This window comes from Arthrobacter sp. C2 (assembly GCA_024207135.1).
GTDB lineage: Bacteria > Actinomycetota > Actinomycetes > Actinomycetales > Micrococcaceae > Paeniglutamicibacter.
The window spans coordinates 1,658,265-1,683,318 of record CP042428.1 but is presented as its reverse complement, the minus strand read 5'-3'; the positions used below and the strand labels follow the sequence as shown (position 1 = coordinate 1,683,318).

The following is a 25,054-nucleotide window of genomic DNA, read 5'->3' as shown; positions in this document are numbered from 1 at the left end:
GGCGGGCCGCGGAAAGGGCACGCGGCCTTGCGTCGCTTACTACCTTACCGAAGCCGGGGCGTACATGACGTCCACATCCCACTTGGTGAAGCCCAGTTTCCGGTAGAGCGAGACCGCCGGGGCGTTGTCCGCATCCACGTAGAGCATCAGCGCATCCAGGCCCAGGGAATCGAGGTACTCGATGCCCGCCAGCGTGAGCACCTTGCCCAGCCCGGTGCCCTGCGCCTCGGGGACGACCCCGACCACGTAGATCTCCCCGATGGCCTGGTGCTCGCCGGTGGTGGGGGAGGAGAGCGCCGGGTGCACCTTGGTCCAGTGGAAGCCCAGGATCTTCCCGGCTTCGTCCACGGCCAGAAGGAAGCCGGCCGGGTCGAACCAGTCCTCGGCCATGCGCGAGGCCAGGTCCTCGAGCGTCAGGGCACCCTGTTCGGGGTGGTGGACGAAGGCAGCGGCGTTGGCCGCGACCCAGCCGGCGGTGTCGGTGGCCGGGTCGAAGGCGCGGATGGTGATGCCGTCAGGGACGATGGCGGCGGGCACCTGCGTTCCGGCGACCATGCGCATGCGCCACAGCTCGCGCACCGGGGTGTAGCCGAAGCGTTCGGCGAGCTTGGCGGCGGCCTCGTGGTTCCCGTGCGCCCAGGCCCGCAGCGTGCCCAGCTCGGTGTTCTTCCCCAGGGCGGTGACCAACGCCCCGGCGATGCCCGAGTCGCGGAAGGAAGGGTGCACCACCATTTCCAGGGTGCCCGGTGCCGCGTCGGTGCCGCGCACCGCCACCGCGGCGCCGACCAGGTCGGTGGAGACGGTGTCGTCGTCCTGGCCCAGGTAGGCGTAGGCCCCCACCAGCAGCCCGGAGGCCGAGGGCGTGCGCAGGTCGAGCAGGGTCTGTTCGCTCAGCGGCGGGTTGCCGTCGGCTTCCTCGCCGGCAGCCACCAGCGCATGCAGCTCGGCGAGCACCTCCGGGTCCGGGGTGCCGGTGACGACTTCGATGCTGACTTCGGGATTCGGTGCGGCGTTCATATCCCTAAGATAGCCGCAGCGGCACCTAGGCGTCGACGACCTCGGTGTTTTCGTGGCGCGCCGGGGCAAAGCGGTAGCCGACGTTGCGCACCGTGCCGATGAGCTGTTCGTGGTCGGTGCCCAGCTTGGCGCGCAGCCGGCGCACGTGCACATCCACGGTGCGGGTGCCCCCGTAGTAGTCGTAGCCCCAGACCTCGTGCAGCAACTGCTCGCGGGTGAAGACCCGTCCAGGATGCGCCGCCAGGTACTTGAGCAGCTCGAATTCCTTGTAGGTGAGGTTCAGCGGGGTGCCGTGGACCTTGGCGGTGTAGCTGGCCTCGTCGATGATGACCCCGGCGGCGCGGATGGGTGCGCCGGCGGCTCCCGCGGCGGGTGCCGAGCGGGCGATGGCCAGGCGCAGCCGCGCCTCCACCTCGGCGGGCCCGGCGGTGTCCAGCAGCACGTCGTCGACCTGCCAGGATGCGGAGATCGCCGCCATCCCGCCCTCGGTGAGCACCAGCAGCAGCGGGGCCGAGATGCCGGTGGTGCGCAAGAGCTGGCACAGCGTGCGGGAGCCGGCCAGGTCCTTGCGCCCGTCCACCAGCACGACCTCGGCGCCGTCGGAGGCCAGCAGCGCGGAGCCGGAGGCCGGCAGGACGCGGACCTGGTGGGAGAGCAGCTCCAGCGACGGGACGATCTGGGCCGAGGTGCCGGGGGTGTTGGTCAGCAGCGCGATGATCGCCATCGGGACCTCCCCCTGTGCTTGGGTTGCCGCTTGTCCCCGTGCGGCGCCGCCTGCGCGGCGCACCCTGGGGGGACAAACGGTGCTTACAACATGAAGTATAGATTGCGACGGGTTTCGAACATGTTTCGCTCCGCGCAACACGCCCAGCGCCCCGGCGCCCGAATGGGGGCCCCGGGGGTGGTTAAGGCAGGATGTAACCTGTGAGACTCAAAGTTTTGGCCACCGGAACCATTGCCCTGGCACTGCTCGTGACGGCCAGCTACCTGCCCGGCCAGCTGGAAGGCGCGACCAACTGGCCGCTGGCCGCCGTGACCCTGGTGCTGATTGCCGCCTTCGCGCTCGGCTGGCCGAAGCTGATGAAGCTCTCGGCACCGCTTCCGGTGTCCACGGTGATTTTCCTGGTGGGTGCCGGTTCGACGGTGCTGGGCCTGTGGGCCCCTCCGCGTCCCTCGCTGGGATGGGTGGCACCGGCCCTGGCGGCCGGCGTCATCCTGGTGTTCCTCACCCAGCTGGTGCGCGGCACCGATGCCACCAAGCGCCTGGAATCGGCAGCCGTGGGCATGCTTGGCCTGCTTGTCGCCGCCTTCGGCTCCGGCTGGGCGGTGCTGGGCACCGAACCGGCCTGGCGCTCGGTGGCGCTGATGGCCGGGATCAGCATCCTGGCCGCCGCGGTGCCCGGGGTGCTGCGTTTGCCGGACCGCATCGTCTTCCCGCTGGGATTCGTGCTGGCCGTGCTGGCCGGCGGGGCTGCGAGCCTGCTCCACCCGGCGGTCCAGCTGGCCCCGGCGCTGGTGCTGGGCGCCGCGTGCGGGCTGGTGGTCGTCGGCTCGCGGGCCATGCTGGTGTCCTTGGGCGGACCCAAGGGAACCGTGCAGATGGCGGCCGCGGCGCTGGCCCCGCTGCTGGTGTGCGGATCGGTCACCTGGTACGTGTTGCTGCTGCTGCTTTAGCGGCTGCGGCGTGTCGCACCCAATGCGTGGCTGGCGTCATGAAAGAGGCAACCGGCGCCCCGAAGCGGTTAGGATGGTGCCATGAACGAATACCTTGGACTTGAAATCTTCTTCCTCTCCCTGCTGACCCTCGCGGGCCTGGGCATGGCCGGCTTCGCCGGGCTCGTGGTCGCGCGCCTCTTCAAGGGCCAGAAGTAACCTACCCCCGGCAGCAAAGAAGTACACACGATGGCCATTGAGATTCCCACCGACCTGACCCCCGAGCTGGTGCCGCTGTCGTGGTTGATCGGATCCTGGGAAGGGACCGGCCGCCTCGGCGAAGGCGAAGTCGACGACGAGCACTTCTTCCAGCGCGTGAGCTTCACCCAGAACGGCTTGCCGTTCCTGGAATACCGGTCCGAAACCTGGCTCACCGACGAGCAGGGCAACACGTTGCGCCCGCTCACGGTGGAGACCGGGTTCTGGTCCCTGGAACGCCCCATGGTCGAAGCGGACCTCGGCCCGGGCATGGTGCCCGGCGACGTGGTTCCCGCACTTCGCTCGGCGCAGGACGTCGAGGAGCTGCGCACCGATGAGGGCGGGTTCAAGATCCAGGCCAACATCGCGCACCCCGGGGCGATCTCCGAACTCTACTACGGCGTCATCAAGGGCCCGCAGATCCACCTGGCCACGGACCTGGTGATGCGCGGCACCAACGCCAAGGACTACGCCTCGGCCACCCGCATCTACGGGCTGGTTAACGGCGATTTGTTCTGGCGCTGGGACGTATCCACCGGCGGCAACGACCTGAAGGCCCACGCGTCGGCCGCCCTCAAGAAACAGGGATGACCATGGCGAATTCGCCGTTACTGTCACGACCCGGCGCAGTCGCCGGCGCAGGGATCGACGCGGGCACCGCCGCACACTACGGGGAACTGAACAAGGAGCAACGCGCGCTGTCCAACGGCTCCGCGGTGGCCGACATGTCCCACTTCGAGGTGGTGACCCTCGCCGGCGAGGACCGATTGACCTGGCTCAACACGCTTTCCAGCCAGTCGCTGACCGGGCTGCGTCCGGGACAAAGCACCCAGACGCTGCTGCTCACCGTGCAGGGCCGCATCGAATTCGACATCCGCGTGCTGGCCGATACGGACAAGCTCTGGCTCCTGGTGGAACCGGGCCAGGCCGAGCCGCTGGCCGCGTTCCTGAACCGGATGCGCTTCATGCTGCGCGTGGAGATCTCCGACGTCTCGGAACGGTTCGCGATCCTCGGGGCGTGCGCGGCGCAGCCTTCACTGGAAAAGTACCCGGTGTGGGTGGATCCGTGGCCCGGGGTCACCGAGGGCGGCTACGCCTACTCCGCGCCCGAGCACCCCGGTGCCGAGCGCCCGTGGTTCGAGTACATCGTGCCGGCCGACGAGCTGGAAACCGCCGTCGGTCAGACGCCGCTGGCCGGGATGCTCGCGGTGGAGGCGCTGCGCATCGCCGCCTGGCGCCCGCGCTTCGGCTTCGACACCGACGAGAAGACCATCCCGCAGGAACTGGACCTGCTGCGCACCGCGGTGCACCTGGACAAGGGCTGCTACAAGGGCCAGGAAACCGTGGCCCGCGTGCACAACATCGGCCGGCCCCCGCGCCGCCTGGTGTTCCTGCAGCTGGACGGCTCGATGCACACGCTGCCCGCCCTGGGCTCCGAGGTCCGCATCGGGGAGAAGACCGTGGGCACGCTGACCTCGGTGGCCTCGCACTTCGAGGCCGGCCCCATCGGCCTGGCCCTCGTCAAGCGCAACATCGACCCGGGCACCGACGTCGAGGTCGTCGACGGGGACGAGCACTACGCCGCGAAGCAGGAAACCATCGTGAGCCCGGACGCCGGCCAGACCGCCGGGCGCTTCACCGGGTTCCTGCGCACCCCGCACTAAACGGAAAACAGCAGCAAGGGACGGGAACGCTCCGCTTGCGCCACAACACGCACAACGCCCGGCCGGGAAATCCTGGTCGGGCGTTGTGCGTGGACGGGCCGGCTTGGCCCCGCGGCGCTAGAGCCCGGTGTGCAGCTTCAGGGTCATCAGCGAGCCGACCATCTCGAATCCCAGCGAGGTGGCCAGCGCGTTGGCGGCGTCCTGCCCCTCCTTGATCCTCGCCTGCGGGACCAGGCCCTCGGACAACGCGTCGTCCACGGCCAGCGCCGCGGCGTACCGGCCCAGCCCGTGGCCGCGCAGCCCCGGCGCCGTGAGCACCGTGGTGTCGGCCAGCAACCCGCCCGGCGCCCAGTAGCCGGCCCCGGCCACCGGGTCCTCCCGGGTGTCGGAAAACAGCACGAAGCATTGGTCCCAGCCGGCCAGCTCGGTGGAGGAGGCATCGTCGCGAGGGCTCTGCTCGCGCAGCTCCGCCAGGTCCTCCGCGTCGACGGAGACCGTGATGTGCTCCGAGTCCACGATCTCGAACGGGGCGTCCAGGTAGGTCAGCGCATCCACGCCCAGCGAGCGGACCGAGGGGGCCAGCCCGGAGCCATGCAGCAGGCCCAGCAGCGCCCGGTCATCGACGAAGCGCTGGTCCCCGGCATCGCGCAGCAGCGGCAGGATGTCCGCCGGGGCGCGGACCACCTGGTGGTCGCCCAGGTGCAGCACCTCCACGCGGTCGCTGCCCAGCGCGGGGACGAACAGGCTCACCGGCGGGCGGTCGGGTTGCAGCGCGGAGTCGGGCACGGAAAATTCGCGTGCCCAGGACAGGGCAACGATGGCGCGGGTGCCGAATTCAAGATTCACGTTTTCGAGCCTAGTGCAGGTGAAGGGTCGCGGATGCCGCCGGATGCGTGCAAAACGCCTCGGCGTTGCGCAGCACCGGCCCGCCGGGCGCATCAGCCGAAGAGGATCCGCGCCTCGTCGTAGCGGTCCTGCGGAACGCGCTTGAGGTTGTTCAGTGCCGCCTGGAACGGCACCCGGTTGATCTTGGTGCCGCGCAGCGAGACCATCGAGCCCCAGGCCGCCTCGGCCACCGAGTCCACCGCGGCCATCCCCAGCCGGGTGGCCAGCACGCGGTCGAAGGCGCTGGGCACCCCGCCGCGCTGGATGTGCCCGAGCACCGTGGCGCGGGTCTCGATGCCGGTGGCGTCCTCGATGAACGGGGCCAGCTGCTCGCCGATGCCGCCCAGCCGCGGGCGGCCGAAGGCGTCCAGGCCGCGCTCGGAGAAGGCGCCTTCGGCGCCCTCGGGCACGAAGCCCTCGGCCACGACGACCAGCGGGGCGCGCCCGCGGTCGTGCGCCTCGGAAACCCAGGCGTAGATCTGTTCCATGGTGGTGGACTGCTCGGGGATCAGGATCGCGTGCGCCCCGGTGGCCATGCCGGCGTGCATCGCCAGCCAGCCCACGTGCCGGCCCATGACCTCGGCGATCATGCAGCGGTGGTGGGACTCGCCGGTAGTGCGCAGCCGGTCGATGGCCTCCACGGCGATCTGGTTGGCGGTGTCGAAGCCGAAGGTGTAGTCGGTGGCGTCCAGGTCGTTGTCGATGGTCTTGGGCACCCCGACGATCTTCAGCCCGGCATCGGTCAGCCGCTTGGCCCCGGCCAGGGTGCCCTCGCCGCCGATGGCGATCAGCGCGTCCACGCCCAGGCGCTCCAGGGTGGCGGCGATGTTCGCGGCCCCGCCGTTTTCGCCCTCGAAGGCGTTGGTGCGCGAGGTGCCCAGGATGGTGCCGCCCTGCTTGGAGATGCCGCGGACCGCGTGGCGGGGAAGTTCGATGAAGTCCCCGTCCTTGACCCCGCGCCAGCCGTCGCGGAAGCCGACGAATTCATGGTCGTAGCTCTTGATGCCGTTCAGGACGGCTCCGCGGATGACGGCGTTCAATCCGGGGCAGTCCCCGCCGCTGGTCATGATCCCGATGCGCATGCTCACTCAATTCTTTTCCGTGCTCGATCACCCACGATGGACCTGCCTTCGGCCCGGGCGTTGTGTTGGAGCGCGACGTTGAGCTCGCCGAGAACAAGTGTAGCCAAGGCGGGGTTGTGATCGCCAACACCGCGTCGGCTGGATGGTCCCTGCATGACGCCGCCGTGCCGGCTAGTGTACGCCGCCCTGGCGCCTGCCGGACGCGCCGCGGGCCATGCCGCACGGGGAGGTTTTTCCTCGGCGGCATGGCCCGCGGGCAATGCATGGGGGGCGGGGGAAGGCGTCAGCGCACGGAGCGGATCAGCTTCTGCAGGGCGATCGTGTCGTCCTGGTTGGGGATCAGCAGCCAGGCGACCACGTAGGCGCCGAGGCCGAAGAACGGCAGCAGGAAGCTGAGCAGCACCCCGATGCGCACCAGGGTGACGTCCCAGCCGAACTTGTCGGCGATGCCGCCGGCGATCCCGCCGACCAGGCGCTTGGGGCCGCGGCGGAGCGGGATTGAGCGAAGGGAATTGAAAAAGGTGTCCATGGTGTCAAAGTCTTTCATGTGGATCGCGGTTTGTGGGTGCGGGAGCGGATTTTGCCCCTTCGGGTTTTCCTACCGGGAGCGGCGGGCGGCCATGATCCCGGCGATGACCAGGATCAGCCCGGCCCCGGCCACGAGCCCGATGAACAGCAGCGGTGCGCTGATCTGGAAGCTGAGCAGCAGCCCGGCCAGCAGCGCGATGCCGATGGCCAGCAGGATCAGGCCGAAGACCAGGGTGCCGGTGGGGAAAGCCGGTGCCTCTTCGGCGGGGCTGGAGGGTTGTGCGGTGTGCTGGCTCATGGTGCAACCTCTGCCTTCTCTACGTTGATTTCGATGCTGCTGAATGCCCCGTCGATCTGCAGGTGCAGTTCGGGGCCGCCGAGCCCGGCATTCAGGACTGTGCTTCCATTGCGGATTTCGGCGGTGGCGCCATTGATCCGTTGGGATCCGAAGGCGCTTTGCGAGTCGATGACCACCGGGATGTTGTCCGGAACGATCAACTTCGTGGAGGAGAAGACGTTGTCGATCCGCACCGTGGTGTCCGAGGTGATGGTGGAGTACGACCGCAGGTCCAGTTCCCCGGAGTGGAAGACGTTGGTGGTGCCCCCGCCATCGGTGGTGGTGATGCCGCGGAACGAGGAGATCGGCCCGGAATCGCGCAGCGATCCGCCGCCCCAGACCAGGGCGAAGACCAGGGCGACGATGCCGAACCCGACCAGGGCCCCGCCGGTGCGGTTGCTCAGCGCCGCCCCGATGACTCCCAGGGCGATGATGATCAGTGCCACCGCGAATCCCACGGCCAGCGGGCTGGCCGGCACCGCGAGCATGCCCAGGTGTTCGAGCCCCGTGACCAGGGCGAAGGCGAGCACCGCCAGTCCCAGCACGATGGTTGCCACGTAGCCGGGGACGGACCTGCCGCGGACCTGCCGCGGAGCCTTGCCGGAATCCGGCGCGGGGGAGCCCGTTGCCGGTTCGAAGCCCGACGGAGGCGTCGGCCCGGATCCCGAGGGCTGCCCCGCGCGGTGGCCGGACCGTGCATCGGTCGGGGAGGCGGGGGACTGGGATGTTGGTTGCGGCATGGTTTGCTCCTCCGGGTACGGGCCGTGCCCCGGCACGGCGGCGGTGAGTGGCGTGGTGGGTGCCTCGGATCCCGGGGCACCGGGTCCGGCGGGGTCGCCGCCCGAGGTCCGGGCATCGGCCCCGGCCGGGGTTTCCGCGTCGTCCGCCTTGGTGGCGTCCGCGTCCGAAGCATCCGAGGCGGGCACATCGTCCCTCGTGGAGCCCTCGTCGAAGGTGTCCTCGGCTGCACCTGCCGTTGTGTGGGTGGCAAAAGCGTCATCGGGCACCGTGCCCGAGGCGGTGGCGGGGGTTGCTTCCCCCGGCAAGGAGCCGGTGGACGCGGCAAAGGACGCCGTGGGTGCCGCCGCCTGGGAGGCCGGGGCCTGCGTGGCACCGGAACCTGCCGGGTTGGCCGGGGCCGGGCTGTCGGTGCCCGTGGCCCACGATGCGGCGGGTTGCTTGCCTCCGGCATTTTCGGCAAAGCGTCCGCGCCGGGAGAAGACCAGGAAGCAGACGCCCAGGATCACCAGCAGCGTCCAGAACCCGCCGTCCCACCAGCCAAAGAGTGCCGGGGAGCCGACCGCGCCGATGACGAAGAAGACCAGCGCCCCGCTCATCCCGCTGCTCCAGCGCCCGGCAATCGCCTCCTGCACGTGGATCTTCCCGTCGGCCCCGGGCAGCAGGGCCCAGCCGACGCCGTAGACCAGCAAACCCAGCCCGGCCACGAAGCACAGCGCCACGAAGGCGCCGCGCACCAGGATGGGGGCGATGCCGAAGCGCGTCGCCACCCCGGAGGCGACGCCGCCGACCCAGTGGTCCTCGCCGCGCCGCAGCCCCAGTTCTCGTATCCACCGGAAAAACCCGTGTTCCATCGATGCTTCATTCATGCTTCAATCCTCGCGCCTCGGCTGCGCCCCGCGCTATGGGGGTCGCCCCTGATTGAACCCTGAGCCCTACCCCGGGATCGGTGGCCAAAGGCCCGTTTGGGGCCCGGGGCATGCTTGGATGGATACATGAGCCAAACACCCCTGCGTCCCGAGTTGCTGCGCGGACCGTCGCGCATCGTTGCCGGGGTCTGCTCCGGGGTGGCGGCGCACCTGGGCGTGCAGGTGAAATGGGTGCGGATCGGCTTCCTGGCCGCCTGCCTGCTGGCCGGGGCCGGGGTCGTGCTCTACGCCTGGCTGTGGATCTTCCTGCCCAGCGCCAACGACGCCGAACGCGACGCCGAGCGGCGCAGCGGCACTCGCCGCTTCACCCTCGCCGAGGAACTGGGCGCCGGCACCCGCGGCGCGTCGGATGAACCGGGGGACGGCGCCCGGCAGGCCTCGCTGCGCCAGGTGCTCATCGGCATCGCCCTGCTGCTGGTGGCGGGGCTGGCCGGTGCGCAGCTGCTCGGGGTGGCGATCCGCTGGAATGTCGTCTGGCCGCTGCTGGTGGTGGTGGCCGGCGCGGTGCTGGCCTGGACGCAATTGGACGAGGGCGGACGGCAGGACCTGCGCAAGAACACCGGGGCGCTGGGCGCCGCCGGGCTGGCGCGGCTGCTGGTGGGCGTCTCGCTGGTGGTCGCCGGGGTGCTGCTGCTGCTCAGCGGGGCCGTGGGCCTCAGCTCCCTGCTCTCGGGGCTCGCGGTGGCGGTGGCGGTCATCGCCGGGCTGGCGCTGGTGCTGCTGCCCTGGGCGCTGCGCTTCTGGCGCGACTTCGTCTCCGAGCGCACCAACCGGGTGCGGGCGGCGGAACGCGCGGACATCGCCGCGCACCTGCACGACTCGGTGCTCCAGACCCTGGCGCTGATCCAGAAGCGCGCCGAGGACCCGGCCAAGGTGCTCACCCTGGCCCGCGCCCAGGAACGCGAGCTGCGCTCCTGGCTGTACGACGAGCACGAGCGCAGCGAGGACGGGATCACCGCGGCGATCCGCACGGCCGCCGGCGAGATCGAGGAACTCTACCTGGTCTCCATCAACGTGGTGGGCGTCGGGGAGCGCACCGGAGCCCCCGGGCACGAGGCCCTGCTGCAGGCCACCCGCGAGGCCATGGCCAACGCGGCCAAGCATGCCGGCGGCACCATCTCGGTGTACGTGGAGGCATCCCCCGCCAAGGTCGAGGTGTTCGTGCGCGACCGCGGACCGGGCTTCGACCCCTCCGCGGTCTCCGCGGACCGGCACGGGGTGCGCGAATCGATCATCGGGCGCATGGAACGCAACGGCGGGAGCGCCCGCATCAAGAGCGACACGGAGGGCACCGAGGTGCATCTGGTGCTGGAAACGGAAAACGGAGAAGGACATGACTGAGTCAACCGAAAACACGGCATCGAACCGGGTGCGGGTGGTGGTGGTCGATGACCACGGGATCTTCCGCTCCGGGCTCAAGGCCGACCTGGACGGGCGCATCGAGGTGGTCGGCGAGGCCGCCACCGTCGAATCCGCCATCGCGGTGGTGCACGCCCAGCTGCCCGCGGTGGTGCTGCTCGATGTGCACCTGCCCGGCGGGCGCGGGGGCGGCGGCGCGGAGGTGCTCACCGGCTGCGTGGACGTATTCCCGCAGGTGAAGTTCCTGGCGCTGAGCGTCTCGGATTCCGCCGAGGACGTGGTCACGGTCATCCGTGCCGGGGCCCGCGGCTACGTCACCAAGTCGATCTCCGGCGCCGAGATCTCCGATGCGGTGCTGCGGGTGGCCGGCGGGGACGCGGTCTTCTCCCCGCGGCTGGCCGGGTTCGTGCTCGATGCCTTCGGCACCCAGGCGGCGATCAGCGCCGACGAGGAGCTTGACCTGCTCAGCGCCCGCGAACTGGAGGTCATGCGCCTGATCGCGCGCGGCTACAGCTACAAGGAGGTCGCCAAGGACCTGTTCATCTCGGTCAAGACCGTCGAAACCCATGTCTCGAGCGTGCTGCGCAAGCTGCAGTTGTCCAACCGGCACGAACTCACCCGCTGGGCCGTGGACCGCCGGATCCTCTGATACCCCCGCGCCGGGGCCACCCGGAACGCAAGGAAGGCCGGCGGCCGGAATCCCGCAGGGGAATCCGGACACCGGCCTTCGCCGTGGCAGGCGGTTGCGCTACCTGGCCTCGCCCAGCAGGGTGGCCAGGCGTCCGACGCCCTCGGCCAGGTCGGTGTCGCCCAGCGCGTAGGACATGCGGATGTAGCCCGACGGTCCGAAGGCCTCGCCCGGCACCACGGCCACCTCGACCTGTTCCAGGATCAGTGCGGCCAGCTCGGCCGACGTCGTGGGAACCACGCCGCGGATCTCGCGGCCCAGCAGGGCGCGCACGTCGGAGTACGCGTAGAACGCGCCCTCCGGGACGGGGCAGTTGACCCCGTCGATGGCGTTGAGTGCCGAGACCATCGCCTTGCGGCGGCGGTCGAAGGCGGTGCGCATCTGCGCCACGGCATCCAGCGGGCCCGAGACCGCGGCCAGCGCGGCGACCTGCGAGATGTTCGAGACGTTGGAGGTCGCGTGCGACTGCAGGTTGGTGGCGGCCTTGATGACGTCCAGCGGCCCGGCCATCCATCCCACGCGCCAGCCGGTCATGGCGTAGGTCTTGGCCACGCCGTTGAGCACGATGACCTTGTCGCCCAGTTCCGGGGCGGCCGTGGCGATCGAGGTGAACACCGCATCGTCGTAGGTCAGGTGCTCGTAGATCTCGTCCGTGATGACCCACAGGTCCTTGGAAGCGGCCCAGCGGCCGATCTCCGCGACCTGGTCGGGGGAGTACACCGCACCGGTCGGGTTCGACGGGGAGACGAAGAGCAGCACCTTGGTCTTGTCGGTGACCGCGGCATCGAGCTGGTCGACGGTGACCTTGTAGCCCTGCTCCGGTCCCGCGAACACCTCTACCGGGACACCGCCGGCCAGGCGGATGGCCTCGGGGTAGGTGGTCCAGTATGGGGTCGGCACGATGACCTCGTCGCCCGGATCCAGCAGGGTGGCAAACGCGTTGTACACGGCCTGCTTGCCGCCGTTGGTGACCATGACCTGCGCGGCGTCGAGCTGGTAGCCCGAATCGCGCATGGTCTTTTCCGCAATGGCCGCGCGCAGCTCGGGCAGGCCGGCGGCGGGGGAGTATCGGTGGTACTTGGGGTTGCGTGCCGCGGCAACGGCCGCCTCGACGATGTAGTCGGGGGTGGCGAAGTCCGGTTCACCGGCACCGAAGCCGATGACGGGCCGGCCCGCCGCCTTCAGTGCCTTGGCCTTGGCGTCTACGGCCAGCGTGGCTGATTCTGCGATGGACCCGATACGTCGGGAAATGCGTGGCATGTCGTCGCTTCCTGGAAAGGGAGGTGTGGGTGTGCGTATGGAACAAGCTTAGTGGTCGCGGCCGTGGCGGCACGATTATTTGTTGACGCGCCGTCGTAGTGTGAAGCCGCACTTGCCCGGCGGACCGAGGCCGCCGACGGCCGGGCTCCCGGCGGCACCGTGGACGGTGCGGCCACGGCTCCCGGAAGGCTTCGGGACCTAGTGGCCCGGCTCGCGGCCGTAGCGATTCCGAAGCAGCTCCGCGGACCGCTCCGCGTCGATGTCCGTCTCCGGCTGGCTGTGCCGCACCTGGTGCCACTGGTAGTAGGCGGCGGCACCGAGGAACAGCGGCGGGGTCAGGGCAAAGGGCAGGAACAGCACCCCGGAGAAGTCGATCATTCCGAACTGGGCCCCTCCGGCCAGCACCAAAAGGCTGGTGCCCGCCCACATCAGCAGGCTCCGGCCCAGGCGCATCGCCCAGAGCACCAGGCCGATGCCGAGGTACCAGGACAGCGGAAGCGCCGAGCCCATGGCCAGGACCCCCACTCCGATCGCCAGCAGCAGTTGCAGGAACAGGCTCCCGGAAAGCCCCTTCCGGCCACGCAGGCAGATCCAGGTGCCCATGGCGATGAACATCGGCACGGCGGCGAGCAGCAGCTGGGGCAGCATCCCTGCAGCCGGTGAATACCGCGAGGTTGCGCGCAGGATGGCGTCAAGCACCGAGCCGCCGGCAAAGACCAGCAAGACCAGGGCGGTGGTGGAGCCGGGGTGCGGGCGCCGGGCTGTCGTGGGGAACATGCCACCAACCTAGCAGGATGTTTCCGGGCCAAATATCGGCCGGAAAAGGCCTACCGGGCCCCCGGTTCGACAATCGGCACAATCTTTGCGTAGACTTGATCCTCGGTGTTGGAAAACATCTGGATCACCAAGTCCGATGAGGATTTGATGGTCCGCGAGCTTGACGCTCGAAGGGTAGTGGCGCAATTGGTAGCGCAGCGGTCTCCAAAACCGCAGGTTGCAGGTTCGAGTCCTGTCTGCCCTGCGCAGTGGCAATCATCTACGGTTGCTCGGCGAATATTCACGTCACGGTGTGTTGTGGTCGATACGGCTGCGGCACACCGTGATTGTTTCAAGTGGGATAATCTGAAACGAGGAATCGGTGACCGAAACGACTGCGAGCGATTCGCATGGCGCTGGGCACAACAAGAAGCCGTCGAAAGCCGGTTTCTTCGCAGGCATTGCCCTCTTCTTCCGCCAGATGATTTCCGAGCTGAAGAAAGTCGTCACACCTACCCGCAGTGAGCTGGTCAACTACACACTGGTTGTCATCGGCTTCGTGGTGTTGATGATGTTGATCATTTCCGGTCTGGACTTCGTGTTCGGCAACGGATCGATTCTGATCTTCACCAATTCGCCCGAACAGTAACCCGGGACCAAACGCCCCACATTTCTGGTGAACCAGTAACAGAAAGCAGGAACCGCAGTGTCCGAGCAGGAACTCGAACCGCAGGCCACCGAAGAACTCGAAGGCCAGGCAGTAGAGGTCGATACCGATAAGGTGTCGGCCGATTCCGTCGTTTCCGAGGACGCCGAGCAGGCTCCCGAGGTAACCGAAGACGCCGCGCAGGCCTCCGAGGAAGCCGAGCAGGATGAAGCAGCCGAGGAAGCCCCGGCCGTGGATCCCATTGAAGAATTCCGCACCAAGCTTCGCCGCCAGCCCGGCGACTGGTACGTCATCCACTCGTATGCAGGTTACGAAAACCGCGTCAAGGTGAACCTCGAGACCCGTATCCAGACCCTGGGCATGGAGGAATTCATTTATGAAATCCAGGTCCCGATGGAAGAAGTCGTCGAGATCAAGAACACCACGCGCAAGATCGTGCGTCGTGTCCGAATCCCCGGCTACGTGCTGGTTCGCATGGAACTGACCGACGCCTCGTGGGGCGCGGTTCGCCACACCCCGGGTGTCACCGGCTTCGTCGGCAACGCCCACGATCCGGTCCCGCTGCGTCTTGAGGAAGTCTTCTCGATGCTTGAGCACACCATCGTGACCGAGGAAGCCGGCGAGCACTCGAAGGCCGGCCGCGCCCCGATCACCGAGGTCCACGTCGACTTCGCGGTCGGCGAATCGGTCATCGTCAATGACGGCCCGTTCGAGACCTTGCCGGCAACGATCAGCGAGATCAAGCTGGAATCCTCGACCATGGTCGTGCTGGTCTCGATCTTCGAACGAGAGACCCCCGTGACCCTGTCCTTCAGCCAGGTCACCAAGATCCAGTAACATTTAGTTTTCGTGCCTGCCACCCGGATGCTTTACCGGGCACAGGCACGGTTTCGGTCGCCGCGCCACGGCGGCCAACCCCCCGAGGCACGCTCCTGTGCAACGGGGCAACGCAAAAGAAGAAGGACCCGACATGGCCCCCAAGAAAAAGGTCACCGGACTCATCAAGCTGCAGATCCAGGCAGGCGCCGCCAACCCGGCACCGCCGATCGGCCCGGCGCTTGGTCAGCACGGCGTCAACATCATGGAATTCTGCAAGGCGTACAACGCCGCCACCGAGTCGCAGCGCGGCAACGTGGTTCCGGTTGAAATCACTGTCTACGAAGACCGTTCGTTCACCTTCATCACGAAGACCCCGCCGGCAGCCGAGCTCATCAAGAAGGCCGCAGGCGTTGCCAAGGGTTCAGCCACCCCGCACACCGTCAAGGTTGCCAAGCTGACCCAGGCCCAGGTTGAAGAGATCGCCACCACCAAGATGGAAGATCTCAACGCCAACGACATCAAGGCTGCTGCCTTGATCATCGCCGGCACCGCCCGTTCGATGGGCATCACCGTAGAAGGCTAATAACGCCCTTTACAACCGCGAACCTGGCCAGCCAGGAACGCAAACCAAAAACAACCAGACGATGCGGAACCAGCCGGAACTAACCGGTGCACCGCATTGCAAGTGGCAGGGTCGCGCGCGACCCAAACATGACCACGACTGCATAAGGAGAAAAAGCAGATGGCAAAGCGCAGTAAAGCATTCGTAGCCGCCGCGGCGAAGATCGAAGAAGACAAGTTCTACGCTCCGGTCGAGGCAATTGCCTTGGCCAAGGAGGTCGCCTTCTCGAAGGCCGACGAGACCGTTGAGGTCGCTTTCCGCTTGGGCGTTGACCCTCGCAAGGCGGACCAGATGGTTCGCGGCACCGTGATCCTTCCCCACGGCACCGGCAAGACCGCCCGCGTCCTCGTGTTCGCGAACGGCGACAAGGCAGAGGCTGCAATCGCAGCCGGCGCCGACTTCGTTGGCTCGGACGACCTGATCGCCAAGATCGCTGGCGGCTGGACCGACTTCGACGCAGCGGTTGCAACCCCTGACCTCATGGGCAAGGTTGGCCGCTTGGGTAAGGTGCTGGGTCCCCGTAACCTGATGCCGAACCCGAAGACCGGCACCGTCACCATGGACGTCGCCAAGGCCGTCAACGACATCAAGGGTGGCAAGATCGACTTCCGCGTCGACAAGCACTCGAACCTGCACTTCATCATCGGCAAGGTTTCCTTCGATGCGCAGAAGCTTGCAGAGAACTACGCAGCAGCACTGGATGAGGTTCTTCGTTTGAAGCCTTCCTCCTCCAAGGGCCGCTACATCACCAAGGCGACCCTGACGACCACGTTCGGCCCGGGCATCGCGGTTGACTCCAACGTCACCCGAGTTCTGCCTGACGCTTCCTAATTACGCGTCCACGTCGCTGACCCGGTACCAGCCCCTCACGGGTGCTGGTACCGGGTCAGCCCGTTTAACGGCATGTCGTCGCCAGCCGGACATCGGGCACTTGCCCGGACGCAGGAGGGCACGGATCAACAAGCCTGTGCAACGACCATGGGCGAACACCGGATTGGTAGCGGGCAATGTGGACCAACACTGCCGGACGACACCGACCGCGCCTGGCAGAGGCCCATGAACTTGGTTCTGGCCGTGGGCCGGGAAGAAACGGCCCGGAGGACACCTGGGGGGCGATGCCGGGGGAGCACCACCGAAGGCATGCTCGAGTCCTTGCCCTGGCAGCTGGCTGCCGACTTCCGTGGAAGCCCGCTTGGTTTGGGCCGTTGCCACTCAAAAACCTTGTCTGGGGCTGCCGCGGTCGAGTGCCGACGTGCAACCACGCCGTAATCGCCGGCATTCCACGGTTTCCCGACGCGTCCGGGGCCGGCTGGCTACCAATAGAAAGGCCTTTCGCCTGATCAGCGAGGCATCGGGAAAGATTTCGGCCCAGTGAGTTGTCGGATGGCACATTCCTGATAGGCTTAGGTGGTCGCGATCTGATTGCGACGGGTGACTATGTCACCACGCGCTCCACGGCGGAGACCCCAAGCCCCGCCCCGAGCGTGATACCGCAGCAATGCGTTCCCCCAAGTTGCATTGCTGCACAGACGGGCCCCTCCCTTCCGCTTTCCCCCAAGTTGCGGAACCTGAGGGGCCCGTCGCTTTTTCCTGGCAAGCCGTATCCGCGCACCGTCCTGGCACTGTTGCAAGGAACACCCCGCACTCGATTTGGAGCCGGTGGCGTTCCGCTGTTAGGCTTGGAACTACCGAAGACCGTCGGTCGAGGATTGCTGTTTATGCGGTAAGACTCCGAAAGTCCCACAAAGGACGACCTGCGCAGGTGAACGAAGTGAATTTTCCGCAATACTGTTGCGTTCTTTCCGCCCCGTGCATCTGCATGGGGCGTTTTTTATGTCAGTACTCCTGACCGGGCCAGATTGACAGGTTTCAGATCTATACCCCGGAAGGAGTGTTATGGCAACGCCGACTAAGGTTTCCGCAGTTGAGGAAATCACCGCCGACTTCAAGGAGTCGACCGCCGCTGTCCTGACCGAATACCGTGGGCTTACTGTTGCGCAGCTCAAGCAGCTTCGCCGCTCACTTGGTCAGGAGACCAAGTACGCGGTTGTGAAGAACACCTTGACTGGTATCGCAGCAAAGGAAGCCGGCATCGAAGCATTCGAAGGCCAGCTTGCTGGCCCGACTGCTATCGCCTTTATCAAGGGCGACGCAATCGCTGCCGCTAAGAGCCTCACGGATTTCGCCAAGGACAACAAGCAGCTCATCATCAAGACCGGCTTCTTCGAGGGCAAGGCCCTTGACGCAGCCGGAGTTGCCGCACTGGCAGCCCTTGAATCGCGTGAGTTCCAGCTGGCACGTGTTGCCGGTGTGCTGCAGGCTCCGGCTTCCGCCGCAGTCCGCACCATCGAAGCACTGCGTGCAAAGCTCGAAGAAGCAAACGGTGGCGCTGCTGAAGCACCTGCCGAGGCCGAGGCACCTGCTGCCGAAGCCGCCACCGAAGAAGCCTAAGCTTTCTTCAACCCCTCACTCAAGTAACTTGCGGCACATAAGTGCCGCCGACGGAAAGGCTGCCCACCATGGCTAAGCTGTCCACCGAAGAGCTCTTGGAAGCCTTCAAGGAAATGACCATCATCGAGCTCTCCGAGTTCGTAAAGACCTTCGAGGAGACCTTCGAGGTCTCCGCAGCTGCTGTCGCAGTTGCCGGCCCGGCCGCTGGTGCCGCTGAAGCCGAAGAGCAGACCGAATTCGACGTTATCCTCGAATCGGCCGGCGAAAAGAAGATCGCAGTCATCAAGGAAGTTCGTGCCCTGACTTCGTTGGGTCTGAAGGAAGCCAAGGATATGGTTGACGCCGCTCCGAAGGCCATCCTCGAAGCTGCCACCAAGGAAGCTGCAGAGAAGGCAAAGGAGGCCCTGGAGGCCGCCGGCGCAACGGTTACTGTCAAGTAATTCTTCGCTTCATCGCCTCTGGCCCACAAAACCCCTGGTTTTGCGGGCCAGAGGTCTTTAACCCCGGGCTTCCGGCGAAAAAGCTTTTGACTTGCTGTGACATGCATCTCTTGTTGACCTTTGGGGTACTGCAACTAATGTTCTTTGATACCGTAGATAACGGATAGATAACGAACTAGGTCAAGCGCAGGGGGAAGCAGCAATGTCGCACAACGCCACGGCAACCATCACCGCCCCGGCCGCCGCAACCCAAACCAAACCCGCCCATAGGGCTGATACTGCTCCGAAGAAGGCCCCGCGCCTGGCCCTGCTCGACGGACTGCGACTCGGCGCAGCCGTGCTGGTGGTGCTCTTTCACTACACCGCGTGGCACCACGGCTTCTGGGGAACCGCCGAGGCCAGGGACGCCTGGCCCCTGCTCTCCAAGGTCACCGTATACGGCAACATGGGTGTGCAGCTGTTCTTCATCATCAGCGGATTCGTCATCCTGCTCTCCGCCTACGGAAGAGGCGCCGGCCGCTTCGTCGGTTCGCGGATCGGGCGGCTGTATCCCGCATACTGGTTCGCCGTGTTGGCCACCGGAACACTGGTGATTTTCGTGTGGCCGCAGATGGGCGCGGGGCTGGGCATCAGGGAGCTGCTGGCCAACCTCACGATGTTCCACCCGGCCATGGGCCTGCGGCACATCGACGGGGTCTACTGGACCTTGTGGGTCGAAATGCGTTTCTACCTGCTCATACTTGCGCTGATCATGCTGCGCCTGCTGACCGTTCGGACCATGACGGTTTTGGCCGCGGCCTGGCCCGTGATCGGCTTGGCGCTGCACATCGCGAACCGCGAGGCCGCGGCACAGTTCCTCATGAGCGAATATGCGCCGCTCTTCTGCGGCGGGATCATGCTCTTCCTCATCTACCGCTTCGGACACAGCCCGATGCGCTGGTTCCTGCTGGCGCTCAATGTCGTCATTGCCGGGTTCTTCACGGGGGTGAAGGGACCGGCCGAGGCCCTGGAACTGGTCGGCTACGTCATTCCTGCCTGGCACTACTGGCTGATCATTGCCGGGCTTTTTGCCGCGGTGATCTTGCTGTCGCTCACGCCCCTGCGCAACGTGCAGTGGCGATTCCTGGCCACCATGGGAGCGCTGACCTATCCGGTCTACCTCTTGCACCAAGTGTGGGGTTGGTGGATGATCGAGCACCTCAACCCGGTGCTGGGTCAGTACCTGACGCTGTTCCTGGTCATTGGCATGGTGGTCGGTGCCGCCTACCTGGTCCAGAGGTTCATTGAACGCCCGCTTGCCAAGCCGTTGGCCGCCGCGACCACCAGGTCCCTGAACTACCTGGGCGGCCGGCTCGGGCTCACGAAGAAGTTGGAAGCTGCGGCTCGGGATCACTGATGTCGGCCACCGTGGCATCAAGTGCCGCGATCAGGTCCGTGGAATCCACGAATGCCGAGTGCCCATGGGCGCCGGCACCGATGCAGATCCGCCCGGGTTCGACGCCGAAGTCCGCGTAGACCGGCCACGGGGTACTCGATCCAAGCGGGGTTATCGTGCCGCGCTCATAGCCTGTGGCAGCGAAGGCCACGTCGGAGCGCGGCATGGACAACTTGTTCACGCCAAGCAGGGAACGCAGCTTGGGCCAGGAAATGACCCTGTCACCCGGAATCAGGGCGAAGAAGAACGACCCGTCCTTGTGCTTGACCACCAGAGACTTGATGATCTCGCGCGGCTGGATTCCCAGGAGGCCGGCTGCCTCGGCCAGGCTGCCGGCCGGAGGGCGGGACACGACCTCGACATCGAGGCCGCGTGCCGATGCGTCATGCATCATTCGTTCCACACCTGCCGGCAGCTGATCCGCCATCTTGCCTAGGCCTCTCGGCTCAGCAGCAGGGCATCGCCCTGGCCGCCGCCGCCGCACAGGCTGACGGCGGTCCGGCCGGAGCCGCGACGCTTGAGTTCCAGTGCCGCGGTCAGGGCCAGGCGGGCGCCGGACGCGCCGATCGGGTGGCCGAGCGCAATCGCACCGCCGTGGATGTTGGTCTTTTCCAGCGGGTAGTCCAGGTCCTTCAGCGACTGGCAGGCCACGGCGCCGAAGGCCTCGTTGATCTCGATGAAATCAAGATCCGAGGTGGTCCAGCCCTGGGTCTTCAGCGCGGCGGCAATCGAGTGCGATGGCTGGGAATGCAGCGAGTTATCGGGGCCGGCGACCTGTCCGGCCGCCCCGATGGTTGCCAGGACCTCCAAGTTGTGCGAATCGGCGTATGCGCGCGAGGTGACGATGACCGCTGCTGCCCCGTCCGACAGGGGAGAGGAGTTTCCGGCGGTAATGCTGCCGTCCTTGGCGAAGGCCGGGCGCAACCCGGCCAAGGTTTCGAGGGTCGTGTTCGGCCGGATTCCCTCATCGGTGTCGATGACCAAGGCATCGCCCTTGCGCTGCGGGATGCTGACCGGGACGATCTCCTCGGCAAAGACGCCCGATTCGACGGCCGCCGCGGCACGCTGGTGCGAGGCCGCGGCAACCTCGTCCTGCTCGGTCCGTGTCAGGCCCAGCTCGGTGTTCTTGGTTTCGGTGCTCATGCCCATGGAATTCCCGTCGAAGGCGTCGGTCAGCCCGTCGTTGGCGACCGAGTCGATGGCGGTGATGTTCCCGTAGGTCCAGCCCTTGCGTGAACCCGGCAGCAGGTGCGGGGTCTGTGACATGGATTCCTGGCCGCCGGCGACCACGACGTCCGCGTCGCCGACGCGGATCAGGCGTGCCGCATCGGTGACGGCTGCGAGTCCGGAGAGGCAGACCTTGTTCAGCGTGGTGGCGTTGACGTCCCAGCCGATCCCGGCCGCGATCGAGCTCTGGCGGGCCGGGTTCTGGCCGCAACCGGCCTGGACCACGTGTCCCATGATGACGGCCTGCACGTCTGCGGCCGCAACGCCCGAGCGTTCCAGTGCCCCGCGGATGGCGGCGGCGCCGAGGTCGACGGCACTGAGGGTGGAGAGTTGGCCGTTGAGGCGGCCGAAGGGGGTGCGCGCTCCGGCAACTATGACTGCGTCTCGTGGTGAGGACATGATGGTGGATCTCGCTTTCGGGGGTTGCGGTGAAACAACTGCTACCTCTACACTAGCGCGCTGTGGTTTGGCCCACAGGACCCCTGATCAATCGTGATGGAAATCTCAGTCAAATCGGCCCTTGGGTAGCCGGGTTGCATGCATGCCGGTGGACATGGTAAGCCGCATGGTGTAGCGTAGAGATTTGCGTCTTCTCTTTTCATCTCCGGCCTTCATATAGCGGTGGGCCTGCTCAGCGGTGCTGTGATCAGTGAAACTGGTCACGGGGAGACGACGCCGGAAACCTGACGGTCTGTGGAAGGATCCATCTTGGTCGCCTCGAGCACCTCTAACAACCAAACCGCTAGTTCGGCCCGCAGCGCGGAATATGCTGGCCGACTTTCTTTTGCAAAGATTCACGAACCACTTGACGTCCCGAACCTCTTGGCGCTTCAGACCGAGAGCTTCGATTGGCTCATCGGCAATGAGCGCTGGAAGAACCGTCTGGCATACGCCCAGACCATCGGTGACACCAGTGTAGCCAACGTCTCCGGCCTGGCCGAGATCTTCGAAGAGATCTCCCCGATTGAAGACTTCCAGGAGACCATGTCCCTGAGCTTCTCGGAGCCGGAGTTCGCTGATCCCAAGTACACGATGGCCGAGTGCAAGGACCGCGACGCAACCTACGCGGCTCCGCTGTACGTCAAGGCCGAGTTCATGAACAACAACACGGGCGAAATCAAGCAGCAGACCGTGTTCATGGGCGACTTCCCGCTGATGACCGACAAGGGCACCTTCATCATCAACGGCACTGAGCGTGTCGTGGTGTCCCAGCTCGTGCGTTCCCCGGGCGCCTACTTCGAGCGCACCCCGGACAAGACCAGTGACAAGGACATCTTCACCGCGAAGATCATCCCGTCGCGTGGTGCCTGGTTCGAACTCGAAATCGACAAGCGCGACCAGGTCGGCGTCCGCCTTGACCGCAAGCGCAAGCAGTCGGTCACCGTCCTGCTCAAGGCCCTTGGCTGGACCGAAGGCCGCATCCTCGAGGAGTTCGGTCAGTACGACTCGATCCGCGCCACCCTCGAGAAGGACACCACCGATACCCAGGAAGAAGCACTCCTGGATATCTACCGCAAGCTTCGCCCGGGCGAGCCGCCGACGGTCGATGCCGCACAGGCGTTGCTGAAGAACCTCTACTTCGAGGCGAAGCGCTACGACCTGGCCAAGGTTGGCCGTTACAAGATCAACCGCAAGCTCGGCGTCGACACCCCGCTGAACTCCCCGGACGCCTCGGTGCTGAACATCGACGACATCGTCGCGATGATCAAGTTCCTGGTTGCCCTGCACGCAGGCGAGAAGACCACCCCGGGCATCCGCGACGGCAAGCCCGTCGACCTGACCGTCAGCATCGATGACATCGACCACTTCGGCAACCGTCGCATCCGCGCCGTGGGCGAACTGATCGAGAACCAGGTCCGCACGGGTCTTTCCCGCATGGAGCGCGTGGTTCGCGAACGCATGACCACCCAGGACGTCGAGGCGATCACCCCGCAGACGCTGATCAACATCCGTCCGGTTGTTGCAGCGATCAAGGAGTTCTTCGGAACCTCCCAGCTCTCGCAGTTCATGGACCAGAACAACCCGCTGGCCGGTCTGACGCACAAGCGTCGTCTTTCCGCGCTGGGCCCGGGCGGTCTGTCCCGTGACCGTGCAGGCATGGAAGTCCGAGACGTCCACCCGTCCCACTACGGACGCATGTGCCCGATCGAAACCCCTGAAGGCCCGAACATCGGCCTGATCGGTTCGTTGGCGACCTACGGCCGCATCAACGCCTTCGGCTTCATCGAAACCCCGTACCGCCAGGTCGTCAACGGCCAGGTCACCGGCCAGATCGATTACCTGACCGCGGACGACGAGCTGGACCACTTCATCGCCCAGGCCAACGCGCCGCTGAGCGAAGACGGACACTTCATCGAAGACGGCGTCCTGGTCCGCGAAAAGGGCGGTGGCGGCGAGCCCGTCATCGTCGAGCCGTCCGAGATCGCGTACATGGACGTTTCCCCGCGCCAGATGGTGTCGGTGGCAACCGCACTGATTCCGTTCCTCGAGCACGACGATGCCAACCGCGCCCTCATGGGTGCGAACATGCAGCGCCAGGCTGTGCCGCTGCTGGCATCCGAGTCCCCGCTCGTGGGCACCGGCATGGAGAAGTTCGCAGCCGTGGATGCCGGCGACTCCGTCGTCGCCTCCACCGGCGGCGTGGTCTCCGAGGTGTCGGCCGACTTGGTCACCGTCATGAACGACGACGGCACCGAGGCCTCCTACCCGATCATGAAGTTTGCACGCTCCAACCAGGGCAACGCATACAACCAGCGCGTGATGGTGTCCGAGGGCGACCGGGTTGACTACAACTCGATCATCGCCGACGGCCCGTCCACCGACAAGGGCGAGCTCGCCCTGGGCAAGAACCTCCTGGTGGCGTTCATGTCCTGGGAAGGCCACAACTTCGAGGATGCGATCATCCTGTCGCAGCGCATGGTCTCCGACGACGTGCTCACCTCGATCCACATCGAAGAGCACGAAGTCGATGCCCGCGACACCAAGCTCGGTGCCGAGGAGATCACCCGGGACATCCCGAACGTCTCCGAGGAAATCCTGGCGCAGCTCGACGAACGCGGCATCATCCACATCGGTGCCGAGGTCGAAGCCGGCGACATCCTCGTTGGCCGTGTCACGCCCAAGGGCGAGACCGAGCTGACCCCGGAAGAGCGCCTGCTGCGCGCCATCTTCGGCGAGAAGTCCCGCGAAGTGCGCGACACCTCGCTGAAGGTTCCGCACGGCGAGTCCGGCGTGGTCATCGGTGTTCGCATCTTCGACCGCGACAACGACGACGACCTGCCCCCGGGCGTGAACCAGCTGGTTCGCGTTTACGTGGCCCAGAAGCGCAAGATCACCAATGGTGACAAGCTTGCCGGCCGCCACGGCAACAAGGGCGTCATTTCCAAGATCCTGCCGATCGAGGACATGCCGTTCCTGGAAGATGGAACTCCGGTTGACATCGTCCTGAACCCCTTGGGTGTTCCGGGCCGAATGAACGTCGGCCAGGTTCTGGAAATCCACCTGGGTTGGGCAGCCAAGCAGGGTTGGAAGATCGAGGGCGAGCCGGAGTGGATCAAGGATCTGCCGAACCTGCCGCGCGAGGTCGGTTCGACCACGGTTTCGACCCCGGTCTTCGACGGCGCTTCCGAGGACGAGATCCGCGGACTGCTGGACCACACCGCGGTGACCCGCGACGGCGTGCGCCTGATCGGCAACTCCGGCAAGACCCGTCTGTTCGACGGCCGCTCCGGCGAGCCGTTCCCGGATCCGGTCTCCGTGGGCTACATGTACATCTTGAAGCTCCACCACCTGGTGGACGACAAGATCCACGCCCGCTCCACCGGCCCGTACTCCATGATCACGCAGCAGCCGCTGGGTGGTAAGGCACAGTTCGGTGGCCAGCGCTTCGGTGAGATGGAAGTGTGGGCCCTGGAGGCCTACGGTGCCGCATACACCCTGCAGGAACTGCTCACGATCAAGTCCGATGACATCCACGGTCGCGTGAAGGTCTACGAGGCGATCGTCAAGGGCGAGAACATCCCGGAACCTGGCGTTCCGGAATCGTTCAAGGTCCTGATCAAGGAAATGCAGTCGTTGTGCCTGAACGTCGAGGTCCTCGGAACCGACGGACAGACCATCGAAATGCGAGACTCGGATGAAGAAGTCTTCCGGGCCGCGGAAGAACTCGGCATCGACCTTTCCCGGTCGGAACCGAACTCCGTCGAAGAGGTCTAGTTCCCCGCAGTGGGTTTTCGTGCC

General features: G+C 66.2%; 24 protein-coding genes and 1 tRNA gene. 14 read left to right on the top strand and 11 right to left on the bottom strand.

What is annotated here, in order from left to right; all coding sequences use genetic code 11:
* Positions 1–39: 39 nt before the first annotated feature.
* Complete coding sequence (mshD, locus tag FPY90_RS07880) at positions 40–1,017, bottom strand: mycothiol synthase (protein WP_498684867.1); 978 nt, start codon at positions 1,015–1,017, stop codon at positions 40–42.
* Between the two features lie 25 nt (positions 1,018–1,042).
* Complete coding sequence (locus FPY90_RS07875) at positions 1,043–1,741, bottom strand: winged helix-turn-helix transcriptional regulator (protein WP_071212906.1); 699 nt, start codon at positions 1,739–1,741, stop codon at positions 1,043–1,045.
* A 200-nt stretch (positions 1,742–1,941) separates the two neighbouring features.
* Between FPY90_RS07875 and FPY90_RS07870 the strand changes: the two genes are divergently transcribed.
* The 3 genes from FPY90_RS07870 (at position 1,942) to ygfZ (ending at position 4,592) form a co-directional block, all read left to right on the top strand.
* Complete coding sequence (locus tag FPY90_RS07870; protein ID WP_498684865.1) at positions 1,942–2,691, top strand: hypothetical protein; 750 nt, start codon at positions 1,942–1,944, stop codon at positions 2,689–2,691.
* A gap of 228 nt (positions 2,692–2,919) precedes the next feature.
* Positions 2,920–3,519 carry a heme-binding beta-barrel domain-containing protein gene (locus FPY90_RS07865; protein ID WP_307583365.1) on the top strand — a complete coding sequence of 200 codons (600 nt, stop codon included), beginning with the start codon at positions 2,920–2,922 and terminating at the stop codon, positions 3,517–3,519.
* 2 nt (positions 3,520–3,521) lie between these two features.
* Positions 3,522–4,592, top strand: coding sequence for a CAF17-like 4Fe-4S cluster assembly/insertion protein YgfZ (gene ygfZ, locus FPY90_RS07860; protein ID WP_498684862.1), 1,071 nt, complete (start codon positions 3,522–3,524; stop codon positions 4,590–4,592).
* Between the two features lie 117 nt (positions 4,593–4,709).
* On the opposite strand, the gene FPY90_RS07855 is transcribed toward ygfZ, so the two are convergent.
* From FPY90_RS07855 to FPY90_RS07835, 5 genes are all read right to left on the bottom strand, one after another.
* Positions 4,710–5,438, bottom strand: a complete 729-nt coding sequence (locus FPY90_RS07855; protein WP_071212910.1) for a GNAT family N-acetyltransferase — start codon at positions 5,436–5,438, stop codon at positions 4,710–4,712.
* 92 nt (positions 5,439–5,530) lie between these two features.
* On the bottom strand, positions 5,531–6,559 hold the full coding sequence (locus FPY90_RS07850; RefSeq protein ID WP_071212911.1) for a 6-phosphofructokinase: 1,029 nt from the start codon (positions 6,557–6,559) through the stop codon (positions 5,531–5,533).
* A gap of 283 nt (positions 6,560–6,842) precedes the next feature.
* The gene (locus FPY90_RS07845) at positions 6,843–7,088 is read right to left on the bottom strand and encodes a PspC domain-containing protein (protein WP_071212912.1); all 246 of its coding nucleotides are present in this window, start codon (positions 7,086–7,088) and stop codon (positions 6,843–6,845) included.
* Positions 7,089–7,157: 69 nt separating this feature from the next.
* Positions 7,158–7,385, bottom strand: coding sequence for a hypothetical protein (locus tag FPY90_RS07840; RefSeq protein ID WP_071212913.1), 228 nt, complete (start codon positions 7,383–7,385; stop codon positions 7,158–7,160).
* Complete coding sequence (locus tag FPY90_RS07835; RefSeq protein ID WP_498684860.1) at positions 7,382–9,031, bottom strand: PspC domain-containing protein; 1,650 nt, start codon at positions 9,029–9,031, stop codon at positions 7,382–7,384. Before FPY90_RS07835 ends, FPY90_RS07840 begins: the two co-directional genes overlap by 4 nt.
* Before the next feature lie 126 nt (positions 9,032–9,157).
* Here FPY90_RS07835 and FPY90_RS07830 point away from each other — a divergent pair, with 126 nt between their 5' ends.
* Positions 9,158–10,432, top strand: a complete 1,275-nt coding sequence (locus tag FPY90_RS07830; RefSeq protein ID WP_498684858.1) for an ATP-binding protein — start codon at positions 9,158–9,160, stop codon at positions 10,430–10,432.
* Positions 10,425–11,099, top strand: coding sequence for a LuxR C-terminal-related transcriptional regulator (locus FPY90_RS07825; RefSeq protein WP_498684857.1), 675 nt, complete (start codon positions 10,425–10,427; stop codon positions 11,097–11,099). The genes FPY90_RS07830 and FPY90_RS07825 overlap by 8 nt, the downstream gene beginning before the upstream one ends.
* A gap of 99 nt (positions 11,100–11,198) precedes the next feature.
* Here the strand turns inward: FPY90_RS07825 and FPY90_RS07820 are convergent, their stop codons facing one another.
* The gene (locus FPY90_RS07820; protein WP_498684856.1) at positions 11,199–12,398 is read right to left on the bottom strand and encodes a pyridoxal phosphate-dependent aminotransferase; all 1,200 of its coding nucleotides are present in this window, start codon (positions 12,396–12,398) and stop codon (positions 11,199–11,201) included.
* A 198-nt stretch (positions 12,399–12,596) separates the two neighbouring features.
* Entirely contained in the window at positions 12,597–13,175 is a 579-nt protein-coding gene (locus FPY90_RS07815; RefSeq protein ID WP_071212918.1) for a hypothetical protein, read from the bottom strand.
* 171 nt (positions 13,176–13,346) lie between these two features.
* Between FPY90_RS07815 and FPY90_RS07810 the strand changes: the two genes are divergently transcribed.
* The 8 genes from FPY90_RS07810 to FPY90_RS07775 all read left to right on the top strand — a co-directional run bounded on the left by FPY90_RS07810 (position 13,347) and on the right by FPY90_RS07775 (position 19,549).
* Positions 13,347–13,419, top strand: a tRNA-Trp gene (locus tag FPY90_RS07810).
* A 117-nt stretch (positions 13,420–13,536) separates the two neighbouring features.
* Entirely contained in the window at positions 13,537–13,803 is a 267-nt protein-coding gene (gene secE / locus FPY90_RS07805) for a preprotein translocase subunit SecE (RefSeq protein WP_071212919.1), read from the top strand.
* Positions 13,804–13,860: 57 nt separating this feature from the next.
* Positions 13,861–14,658, top strand: coding sequence for a transcription termination/antitermination protein NusG (nusG, locus tag FPY90_RS07800; protein WP_071212920.1), 798 nt, complete (start codon positions 13,861–13,863; stop codon positions 14,656–14,658).
* A 133-nt stretch (positions 14,659–14,791) separates the two neighbouring features.
* On the top strand, positions 14,792–15,223 hold the full coding sequence (gene rplK, locus FPY90_RS07795; protein ID WP_071212921.1) for a 50S ribosomal protein L11: 432 nt from the start codon (positions 14,792–14,794) through the stop codon (positions 15,221–15,223).
* A 159-nt stretch (positions 15,224–15,382) separates the two neighbouring features.
* Complete coding sequence (rplA, locus tag FPY90_RS07790; protein WP_071212922.1) at positions 15,383–16,093, top strand: 50S ribosomal protein L1; 711 nt, start codon at positions 15,383–15,385, stop codon at positions 16,091–16,093.
* Between the two features lie 1,065 nt (positions 16,094–17,158).
* Positions 17,159–17,713, top strand: coding sequence for a 50S ribosomal protein L10 (rplJ, locus tag FPY90_RS07785; RefSeq protein WP_007271013.1), 555 nt, complete (start codon positions 17,159–17,161; stop codon positions 17,711–17,713).
* 68 nt (positions 17,714–17,781) lie between these two features.
* The gene (rplL, locus tag FPY90_RS07780) at positions 17,782–18,153 is read left to right on the top strand and encodes a 50S ribosomal protein L7/L12 (protein ID WP_071212923.1); all 372 of its coding nucleotides are present in this window, start codon (positions 17,782–17,784) and stop codon (positions 18,151–18,153) included.
* A gap of 202 nt (positions 18,154–18,355) precedes the next feature.
* Positions 18,356–19,549, top strand: coding sequence for an acyltransferase family protein (locus FPY90_RS07775; protein WP_498684852.1), 1,194 nt, complete (start codon positions 18,356–18,358; stop codon positions 19,547–19,549).
* Here the strand turns inward: FPY90_RS07775 and FPY90_RS07770 are convergent.
* On the bottom strand, positions 19,512–20,015 hold the full coding sequence (locus tag FPY90_RS07770; RefSeq protein WP_498684850.1) for an aminoacyl-tRNA deacylase: 504 nt from the start codon (positions 20,013–20,015) through the stop codon (positions 19,512–19,514). The two genes, FPY90_RS07775 and FPY90_RS07770, sit on opposite strands and share 38 nt — an antisense overlap.
* Before the next feature lie 5 nt (positions 20,016–20,020).
* The gene (locus FPY90_RS07765) at positions 20,021–21,214 is read right to left on the bottom strand and encodes an acetyl-CoA C-acetyltransferase (RefSeq protein WP_307581732.1); all 1,194 of its coding nucleotides are present in this window, start codon (positions 21,212–21,214) and stop codon (positions 20,021–20,023) included.
* Positions 21,215–21,523: 309 nt separating this feature from the next.
* On the opposite strand from FPY90_RS07765, the gene rpoB reads away from it, so the two are divergent.
* Positions 21,524–25,030 carry a DNA-directed RNA polymerase subunit beta gene (gene rpoB / locus FPY90_RS07760; protein ID WP_498684847.1) on the top strand — a complete coding sequence of 1,169 codons (3,507 nt, stop codon included), beginning with the start codon at positions 21,524–21,526 and terminating at the stop codon, positions 25,028–25,030.
* Positions 25,031–25,054: the final 24 nt, after the last annotated feature.